The 10,491-nt window shown below is 35.1% G+C and carries 8 protein-coding genes; 6 read left to right on the top strand and 2 right to left on the bottom strand.

The genetic code is table 11. The features are described from left to right. The 6 genes from JO950_RS19405 to JO950_RS19380 all read left to right on the top strand — a co-directional run. The coding region (locus JO950_RS19405; protein WP_202704124.1) for a sensor histidine kinase at window positions 1-1,069 on the top strand (1,069 nt) is incomplete at its 5' end. 1 nt (window position 1,070) lies between these two features. Next, on the top strand, window positions 1,071-1,826 hold the full coding sequence (locus JO950_RS19400; RefSeq protein ID WP_202704123.1) for a LytTR family DNA-binding domain-containing protein: 756 nt from the start codon (window positions 1,071-1,073) through the stop codon (window positions 1,824-1,826). A gap of 172 nt (window positions 1,827-1,998) precedes the next feature. After that, window positions 1,999-3,075 (top strand): adenylate/guanylate cyclase domain-containing protein, encoded by a 1,077-nt coding sequence (locus JO950_RS19395; RefSeq protein WP_202704122.1) that lies wholly within the window; start codon window positions 1,999-2,001, stop codon window positions 3,073-3,075. 174 nt (window positions 3,076-3,249) lie between these two features. Continuing rightward, window positions 3,250-4,368 carry an efflux RND transporter periplasmic adaptor subunit gene (locus JO950_RS19390; protein WP_202704121.1) on the top strand — a complete coding sequence of 373 codons (1,119 nt, stop codon included), beginning with the start codon at window positions 3,250-3,252 and terminating at the stop codon, window positions 4,366-4,368. A gap of 71 nt (window positions 4,369-4,439) precedes the next feature. Beyond that, complete coding sequence (locus tag JO950_RS19385) at window positions 4,440-7,589, top strand: efflux RND transporter permease subunit (RefSeq protein ID WP_202704120.1); 3,150 nt, start codon at window positions 4,440-4,442, stop codon at window positions 7,587-7,589. 2 nt (window positions 7,590-7,591) lie between these two features. Next, window positions 7,592-9,001: a TolC family protein gene (locus tag JO950_RS19380; RefSeq protein ID WP_202704119.1), complete on the top strand. Its 1,410-nt coding sequence runs from the start codon at window positions 7,592-7,594 to the stop codon at window positions 8,999-9,001. A 274-nt stretch (window positions 9,002-9,275) separates the two neighbouring features. Here JO950_RS19380 and JO950_RS19375 read toward each other — a convergent pair whose 3' ends face one another. Further along, the gene (locus JO950_RS19375; RefSeq protein ID WP_202704118.1) at window positions 9,276-9,866 is read right to left on the bottom strand and encodes a hypothetical protein; all 591 of its coding nucleotides are present in this window, start codon (window positions 9,864-9,866) and stop codon (window positions 9,276-9,278) included. 75 nt (window positions 9,867-9,941) lie between these two features. Then, window positions 9,942-10,491, bottom strand: a 550-nt coding sequence (locus JO950_RS19370; protein WP_202704117.1) for a hypothetical protein, incomplete at its 5' end; no start/stop codon positions are given.

The following is a 10,491-nucleotide window of genomic DNA, read 5'->3' as shown; positions in this document are numbered from 1 at the left end:
AAAGAATTTTTTCTATAAATATTATAGAGTTATTGTTATACCGGTGGTTTTCCTGATTTATTTATCCTCTTATTATTTTCTGAATCCCTATCAGGATTTTGAGCACAACACTTTATTGGTTATAGATTGGACGCTTGATATATTTATAATTCTGATATATTGTGCTGTACTTACAGAGTTGAGTCTCTTTGTTGGGAGAAGCCTAAATTATTGGATTAGTTGGGAACAAAAGCCAATATTTAGAGCTTTTGCACAATTTATATGCATTATTTTAGGCAATATTCTTTTAAACTATTTTTTTTCGTATTTGTGGGAATATTTATATTCGTGGACACCGCTAAAAGAAAGCGAACTTGTGCAGATCTGGCAGTCCAATTTAATGGCTGCGATATTATCCCTTTTTATAAGTTTTATTCATACCAGTATATTTTTGTTGAACCGTTGGCGTGTTACTTCTGAAGAAGCGGCAGAACTAAAAGTAAAAGCATCTGAACTTCAGGAAGCCGCAGCAAAATATGAATTGGAGTCATTAAAATTACAGCTTGATCCGCATTTTATCTTTAATAATTTCAGTGCCCTGACGGAGCTAATTCATGAAGATCCAAAAGCCGCCGCATCATTTTTGGAGAATATTACAAAGGTGTATCGTTATATGATTTCAAACCTAAATAAAGATACCATAACAGTAAAAGAAGAGATTGAATTTTTGAATGCTTATTTTTATCTTTTAAAGAAAAGACTTGGTGAAAAGGTTGATTTGAAACTTCAAATTGATATGACCTGTTTAGACCGTCATTTACCGCCATTAACTTTGCAGTTGTTGGTCGAAAATGCCGTAAAACATAATATGGCAACAGTGTCAAATCCGCTTACGATTTCTATTTATTCTGATCTTGGTGATCTTGTGGTTAGAAATAATCTACAACCAACAGCCGGAAAGAGTTTGGTTTCTACTGGAATCGGACATAAAAATATTGAGTTTCGATATAAAATTCTGCACGATAGAATGCCCGTTTTCTCGGAGTCAAATGGGGCTTATTGTGTACGTTTGCCTTTAATTTCAAAATAGTATGAAAATTTTAATTGTAGAAGATGAAAGTATCAACGCCAGCCACCTAAAAAGACTGTTGGAAGAACTGGAACCTCAATGTGAGATTCTGGCCGTTATTGATACCGTTGCAGATTCAGTTAAATGGCTGAATTCAAACCCGGCGCCGGATTTAATCACGATGGATATTCGTCTGGCAGACGGATTGAGTTTTTCTATTTTTGATGAAGTCGAAATTACCTCTCCAGTTATCTTTACAACAGCTTATGACGAATATGCCATAAAAGCTTTTAAGGTAAACAGTATTGATTACCTGATGAAGCCAATTGAAAAAAACGAACTTGAATTTGCTTTAAAAAAGTTTAAATCTATTTCGAAAGTTGAAAATAACACCACAGATATTGCCGGAATTCTAAAAGGTTTTATGAATAAACCTTCTTTTAGATTACGTTTTTTAGTAACCTATCGCGACGGTTATAAAAGTGTAGATGTTGCTGATATCGATTTTATATATTCGGAATTTAAGACCAGTAATTTAGTGCTTAAAGACGGCACGGCCATTCCCGTAACTCAGACTATGGAAGAATTAGAGCAGGAACTTGATCCGGATGTTTTTTTTCGTGCCAACAGACAGTTTTTCATTCGAGTAGAAAGCATAAAGTCGATCTCAAACTATTTTAATGCAAAGCTAAAAATACAGCTTAAATTAGATGCTGAACGTGAAGTGATCATAAGCAGAGAAAAAGCGCCTGTATTTAAACAATGGATGGATCGCTAAAATGAATATTTTAGGGTCATTTGAGGATGTGATAAATCACTATTGAGTAATTGTAATTAACGTTTGGGTAACACTTTTTAAATTCCCATTGTATTGTTGGTATAATTTTGCTGCATTATTATTATTCTAGACTTTATTTTTTTTAGTCCGGTTTGTATCAAAATTGTCTTAAATGAAATATTCCCTAAAAACCTTTTTAAAGTTCAAAGAATACCTGCAGATTATTATATTATGGATTATGGCGCTGTTTTTCTATGTCTTTATGACCTGTAGTATGATCGGCGATTTTTATTTTCGGGAGATTGGATCAAGTGCAGTAGATTTTTTAAAATCAGAGCTCATCATTGCTTTTTTTGTGGGTGTTTTTATTGGTACAAACCTGTTTTTGCTACAGGAATATGTGTATCCAAGGTTTTTTAAAAACTTCGGAATATTAGTAACGATTCTGCTTCGAAGCCTTCTTTTTCTACTAACATGTATAATTGGACTTATTATAATTGCGGGACTTAATAAAGCGCATTATATAACAATTGACAATTTATTTGTTTTGCAGCTTAGCAATATGTGGATTTTGAGTTTTACATTTTACTGTCTTATCGTCTATGTTTTTATCACTTTATTTCAGGTATTCCGCCGCCGAATGGGGAAAAATTACTTCGAAAGTCTTCTTAGAGGAAACTATATGATTCCGGTTGTAGAATACCGAATATTTATGTTTCTGGATATGTATTCCTCAACGTCTGCAGCCGAAGAAGCCGGACATTATAATTACAGCCTTTTGCTTCAGGAATGTTTTAGTGATTTATCAGAATTGCTTCCAAAATACAATGCCGAAGTATATCAATATGTAGGCGACGAAGCGGTTCTTACCTGGAAAGTTTCAGAAGGTTTTGACAGGCAACAATGTATTGAACTTTACGAGAAATTTTCTATTAGATTGTTAGAAAGAAAGGAGTTCTATCAAAAGAAATTCGGCTTAAAGCCAAAATTTAAAGCTTCGGTAAATGAAGGTCTTGTTACCGTAGCAGAAATTGGACAGATTAAAACCGAAATTGCGTATCATGGCGATGTATTAAGTACAGCAGCAAGAGTGCGGGATTTGTGCAATAGTTTTAATGTCGATCTTTTAATTACACATTCTTTTTATGAACAGTTATCTCATACACATCAGAAAAACTTTATAGTCGCCGGAACTACGCTTTTACGTGGCAAAAAAAAATCGATTACGATATACATGACAGCCGAATAATTGCTGCAGATATTTTTTTAAAATTCCATTTTTAAAAGGCCTGATTTTCTTTGGTCAGATACGTATTCGTTTCGGTATCGAAAAATTCCGTTTGGGTAACTTTCTTCTGTTTAAAGGTCGTTTTGTGCTGTTATTTTGCGGTCAAATTCTATGTATTCATTAAAGTGAAATAAAATGACAAAACAATTTTTTCAAAATTATAAAACACTCAATACCGTTGTAGTCTTATTGATTATCATTGGTTTTTCTTCATGCGGTAAAAGCGGATCAGAAGCAGATGCAATGGCGGTTCCAAAACCGGAAGTAGATTTTTTTCAGGCAAAATCTGTTACAGGTGAAGTAGAGAAAAAGTACCCCGGAACGGTAGAAGGTACCGTAAATGTTGATATTAAAGCGCAGGTTTCAGGATATCTTGAAGCAATTTATGTAAAAGAAGGTGACTATGTAAACAAAGGACAATCACTTTTTAAAATTAAAGGAGATGTTTACACAGAGCAGGTTAACAGCAGTCGTGCAGCATACAAAAGTGCTTTGGCAAATTTAGCGAATGCTAAACTTGAAATTGAAAAAGTGAAACCTCTGGTAGATGCAAAAGTATATTCGGACATGCAGTTAAAAACAGCACAGGCAAATTACGATGCAGCACAAGCACAGACAGCACAAGCAAAAGCAGCTTTAGGATCTTCACAATTAAACGCTGATTTCTCTTTGATAAAAGCTCCGGTAAGCGGTTATATCAGCCGTATTCCAAATCGTGTCGGAAACTTGGTTACACCATCAGATACAGTTCCGTTGACTATTTTATCAGACATTAATACAGTGTTTGTTTATTTCTCGATGAGCGAATCGGATTATCTGACTTTCTCCAAAGATTCAAAATCAAAGAAAACAGTAAGTCTTATTATGGCCGATGATAGTGCTTACGATCAAAAAGGAACATTAGAAATCGCCAGCGGAAACATTGACAGAACTACCGGAACAATTGCCTTAAAAGCGATTTTTCCAAATCCTAAAAAACTTTTGCGTGCAGGAGGATCAGCGAGAATTATTTTAAACAGCAATTTGTCTTCTGTGGTAACGGTACCAATGGCAAGTGTAAAAGATATTCAGGATAAGTTTTTTGTTTTTGTTTTAGGCAAAGGAAATAAAGTAGCCATGACACCAATCGAAGTTGCCGGAAGTTCCGGTGTAAATTATTTTGTAAAAAACGGTGTAAAAAGCGGAGATAAGATTGCATTAAATTCTATCGATGCGCTAAGTGATGGTATCGAAGTAAGAGCGATAATCAAGTAACGCTAAATGCTACTATCGTCAAAGCTGTTAGTAAAAATAATTTTTAGTTTTTAATATAAATAACATTTTCCATGTTAAAAAAAATAATAGACAGGCCAGTATTGGCGACAGTAATTTCCATTGTTCTGGTGATCTTGGGTATTATTGGTCTAACAAGATTATCGGTTACCAGATTTCCTGATATTTCGCCGCCAACGGTAATGGTTAGTGGTTCGTATCCGGGAGGAAATAGTGAAACAGTAATTCGTTCCGTAGTAACTCCGTTAGAAGAACAGATTAATGGTGTTGAGAATATGCAGTATATTAAATCTTCTGCCAGTAATGATGGATCTTTTTCGATCAGCGTTATTTTTAAACAAGGCGTAGATCCGGATCAGGCTGCGGTAAACGTTCAGAACAGAGTACAGCAAGCGACTCCAAAACTTCCGCAAGAAGTAATCAGAATGGGACTTACAACGTCGAAACAGCAAAATAGTATGATTGTTATTTTCAACTTGTATACAGAGGATAACAAAAAGTACGACGAGCTTTTTCTTCAGAATTATGCTAATATCAACTTGGTTCCGCAAATGAAACGTGTTCCCGGTGTAGGTCAGGTTCAGATTTTTGGTCAGAAGGATTATTCGATGAGAATTTGGCTTGACCCAAGAAAAATGGCAAATGCAGGTTTGGTTCCATCTGATGTTACGCAAGCCATTGCAGATCAAAGTTTAGAATCGGCTCCAGGGAAACTTGGAGAAGAATCAAAAGCGGCTTTAGAATATGTAATTCGATATAAAGGAAAGAAAAACAAGCCGGAACAATATGAAAATATTGTGGTTAAAAATGACGGTAATAATTTGTTGCGTCTTAAAGATGTAGCAAGAGTAGAATTTGGTTCAATCTCTTATAGCGGGGACAACAAATCGAACAGTAAAAATGCGGTTACAATGGCAATTTTACAGACTTCGGGTTCTAATGCAAACGATATCGAAATCGGGATTAATAAAGAAGTAGAGCGATTATCAAAGTCTTTTCCTCCCGGAATTAAATACGTGAACGTAATGAGTACCAAAGAACGTTTGGACGAAGCGACAGGACAGGTAAAATCGACTTTGTTAGAAGCTTTTATTCTGGTATTTATTGTTGTATTTATATTCCTGCAGGACATTCGCTCGACGATTATTCCAGCTATTGCAGTACCAGTAGCGATTGTAGGAACCTTTTTCTTTCTATTGGTTTTTGGATTTACCATCAACATTCTAACACTTTTTGCCTTGGTTTTAGCGATCGGAATTGTAGTTGATGATGCTATTGTTGTAGTCGAAGCTGTTCACAGTAAAATGGAAGAAGATGCTGGGATTTCAGCCAAAGAAGCGACTCATAGTGCAATGGCAGAAATTACCGGAGCAGTAGTTTCAATTACTTTGGTCATGTCGGCTGTATTTATTCCAATTGGTTTTATGACAGGATCTTCAGGGATTTTCTATAAACAATTTGCTTATACTTTGGCAATTGCGATTATTATCTCGGCTGTAAATGCCTTGACACTGACTCCTGCTTTATGTGCGCTTCTATTAAAAAATCATGACGACAAACACGGAAATCACGAACATAAAACCAGTTTTAAAGACCGTTTTTTTGTGGGGTTCAATACGGGTTTCAACAATTTTACCGGAAGATATATCAAAGGTGTTCGTTTCCTTGTGGGAAGAAAATGGATTGCAGCAGGATTAATTACCGGTATAACAGCTCTTGCAGTTTATATGATGATGTCAACGCCAAAAAGTTTCGTTCCGCTTGAAGATGATGGGTTTATGGTGTACAGTTTATCTATGCCACCGGGAACAGCGCTTGATCGTACAACTGAAGTAGTTCAGAGAATGGAGAAAATATTAGAATCAGAAAAAGCGATTGATGTTAACACCAGTATTACAGGATTTAATATTTTGAGTAACAGTTCCAGTACCGCATACGGATTAGGTTTTATTAAATTAAAGCCTAAAAAAGAAAGAGGTGAAGTTAAAGATATTGATGAAATTTTGAACAGTGTTACGGCCAAATTATCCACAATCAAAGAAGGTTCGGTTATGGTGTTCAGAATGCCGCCTGTAGAAGGATTTGGTGTAACAAGTGGTGCCGAAATTGTATTGCAGGACAGAATGGCAAGAAGTCCGGAAGTTTTAAAAGCAATGTCAGATAAAGTGATCGCACAAATTATGCAGCAACCCGGAGTTCAATATGCGTATACGACTTTTAGAGCCGATTATCCGCAGCTGGAATTGGAAGTTGATGAAGATAAAGCACGTCAAATGGGAGTGAACATAAAAGAACTGCTAGGAAATATCCAGACGTATTTTGCCGGAGATCAATCATCAGATTTTACCCGATTTGGTAAGTTTTACAGAGTTAATGTAAAAGCCGATGGAATATTCAGAATGGATGAGGATGCGTTTAACGAAATTTTCGTTAGAAATGCACAAATGCAGATGGTTCCTGTTAAATCAATCGTAAAATTCCATAAAGTGTACGGACCGGAATCGGTAGACCGTTACAACCTTTACAATTCGGTAAATATTACCGCAATGGCATTGCCGGGTTACAGTAATGGTCAGATTATGGTGAATTTAGAAAAGGTTTTAGATAAACTTCCAGCCGATTACAGTTACGAATGGACAGGTTTAAGTTTAGAAGAGAAAGCAGGAGGAAACCAAACGATTGCCATTTTCGGATTATGTCTGTTGTTTGTATTCTTTTTATTGGCAGCACAGTATGAAAGTTATTTACTGCCGTTGGCGGTTTTACTTTCAATTCCAGCAGGAATTTTAGGCGCTTTTGCCGGAGTAAAAGCTGTTGGTTTAGATAACAACATTTACGTTCAGGTCGGACTTATTATGCTAGTGGGACTTCTCGCCAAAAATGCCATTTTAATTGTAGAGTTTGCACTTCAAAGACGTCTTTCAGGTTTAAGTATTGTTGAAGCGGCAATTGAAGGCGCAAGATCAAGACTGCGACCAATTATCATGACTTCGCTTGCCTTTATTGTTGGTATGATTCCGTTGATGTTTGCTTCTGGAGGAACAGCAGTAGGAAACAAATCAATAAGTGTGAGCGCTTCAATCGGGATGTTGAGCGGAGTTATTTTGGGAGTTTTTGTGATTCCGTTGCTATTCATTGTATTTCAATATTTACAGGAAAAAGTTTCGGGCAAGAAAATCGTAGTTCAATCTATAAAAGAATAATAATGAAAATACTATATAAAATAGGAATTACTTTCTTTACCGGCTTGATTTTAACGTCATGTGTGGTAGGAAAAAAATATTCCCGAGCGGCATTAAATTCACCTGATAAATACCGTGAAGAAATTGCTGTAACGGGTGATACGGTTTTACTTCCGTGGAAAAGTTATTACAAAGATCCATTGCTGGTTGATTTAATTGAAAAAGCCCTCGTTAAAAATAACGAGGTGCTTATCGCAATGAAAAGCATGGAACAGCTGGATTTAAATTACAAACAGGCAAAATTAGCATTGCTTCCAACACTTGATTTTGATGCAGGAGCTAGCAGAACTTATCAGTCTAAAAACTCACTGAATGGTTCCTTAAGTGCCCAGTTTACAAGTAAAGATTATTTAGATGATTACAGTGCCAATCTTCGTATGTCCTGGGAGGTTGATATTTGGGGAAAAGCAGCAATGCAAAAAAGAGACGCAAAAGCTACTTATTTTGCTCAGAAAGAAAACCTTTCGGCATTAAAAACCAGAATCATTGTTCAGGTAGCGCAAGCTTATTATAACCTTTTAGGGTTAGACGAGCAGCTTAAAATTGCTCAGAAAAATATTGAATTGAGCGATAGCACTTTAAACATGATGAAGTTACAATACACCGCAGGATCAATAAGTTCTCTGGCAGTAAACCAAAGTGAAGCTCAGAAAAAAACAGCCGAATTATTGGTTCCTTTAGCAAAAGCGAATATCGCAGTTCAGGAAAATGCGTTACAGATTTTATGCGGAGAATATCCAAATACTGTAGCACGTGCAGGAAACTTAAATGTATCAGAATTTGCAGTTGAGGTTCCGGCCGGAATTCCAGCTTCGCTTTTAAGCAGAAGACCAGATATTAAAGCAAGTGAATATGCTGTAATGTCGGCTTATGCAAAAACAGGATTAGCAAAGGCTACGATGTACCCAACATTAAGTTTGAGTCCGTCGATTGGTGTAAATTCATTTGAGTTTGATACCTGGTTTAATTTTCCGGGATCAGTAACCAAATCGATTGCAGCAAATTTAGTACAGCCTATATTTAGAAAGAAAGAGTTAAGAACAGCCTATCAGGTTGCACTTTTAGAACAAGAAAAAGCAGCGATTCAATTTAAACAATCTTACATAACTGCGGTTGGTGAAGTAAATGATGCCTTGTCAAAACTAAAATATGCAGATGAGCGTATTATGCTTGTAACAGAAAAATCAGTTTCATTAGAAAAAGCAACTGCAGATGCAGGTCTTTTATACAAAAGCGGAATGGCGACTTATCTGGAGGTTATTGTAGCGCAAAATAGTTCTTTACAAAACGAACTTGAAGTTGTGACTATAAAATTAGAAAAGCTAGATGCAGCAATAAATTTATACCGCGCCTTAGGCGGAGGAGTGCAATAAAAATAATATTCAAGAGTTCATCATCTTTAGATTAATTTGTGGAGATGATGGATTTTTTGGTTACAATAGTACTCTAAAAAACAATTCGGATAATTCTGAGTATGTTTATACAGAAGAGTTTATTTTACAAATAAGAAAAGATTCTTATAAGAAGGAAATGTTTTAAATTTATGAGTTTGAAACATAACGACTTACATAACAAATTTACATTGGGAGGCTTATTTAATCCTGTGAGATAAATTCAGGTCGGGACAATTTTTAGATATTTTTAATTTTATAAATCGTTTAAATTTAATAAATCCAACACCTTTGGTGAAACTTTCAAATCGGATCGGAATTTTAAAATGCCTTTTATGAAATGTCTTTTTAATTCTTTTGCATTGCGTATTGAAAACGGAGTATTGAATGTAATGGCTTTATACATTATTACGTTTCTGGAGTTATCGAAGTAATACACACAAATATCATGAGCGGCATCTTCTCCCGCTGATAAAACGATATCATAATTTTTCAGATCGGGAGTTGGACATAAAGACTCAAAAGTTAGGGATTCAATAACTATTTCATCTTTATAATGGTGCAAACCATTTTGATCCACTATTACTTTTGTGATTTTGTTTTTTTGGTGAATAATCATATCCTTTACTACAAAATACACCAAAAAAGATAAAAGAATTACGGACAGTACTACAGAACAAATTTTAAATTCAACAGAAAGTTTAGATTCGATAATAATTATTTCTAAGTTAATTATTCCTAAAACGGTACCTGCAAAAATAAGGCCCCCTAAAAACTTTACTATAAAAGTTGTTTTCTTTGATTCTAATGACTCTGTTTTTGAAAAATCATTATTCTGAAAATCCATTTCTTGTTAGGAGTTAGAAATTAAACATTACCGTTGTTGAAGCGAATTTAAGAAAGATAAATCTAATTTAGACAATTAGTAAAAGCTGTAGGTTATGTTTAGAATTCGATCCTCAAAATAGTGGCTCATTTTAGCTGTATCTGATTTTCTTTGTATTGTGGTAAGAAAGCCTTTTTTATCATAAGTCATTACTAATTCACTTACTTTTTGCAAACTCCAGATATCCTCCATCAGTACCAGATTTTTATTTTTATTATAAGTGTATTTTTCGCTTTGGGGTTCAATGCTGTTTGGAACATCAGCCAGAACTGAAAGAAATCCTTCTTTAAATTGGTAAAGTTTAGATGGAGTGGTCTTATCGGCACAGCCATTATGAAGAAACAAAGCAACAGGGAGTCCGTCTAAATAATAATACGTTTTTTTTTGATTACAAGTCTCTTGATTGTCATTCTTCTTTAGAAAATTAAAGTATTCCGTGCACTCTTCGACTTCAAATCTATTTTCTTTATAATAGCGATAGTGCCATGAAGAAAAAGAATTTTCTTCGATCTTTTTATTGGTCTCAGATTCGGGTTTAAAACCCTGCAATTTATTGCAGTACTTTAGTAATGCGAAAAAATCTATA

The organism is Flavobacterium sp. UGB4466 (genome assembly GCF_903469665.1).
Taxonomy (GTDB): domain Bacteria; phylum Bacteroidota; class Bacteroidia; order Flavobacteriales; family Flavobacteriaceae; genus Flavobacterium; species Flavobacterium lipolyticum.
This window is presented reverse-complemented; position numbering and strand designations above follow the sequence as displayed.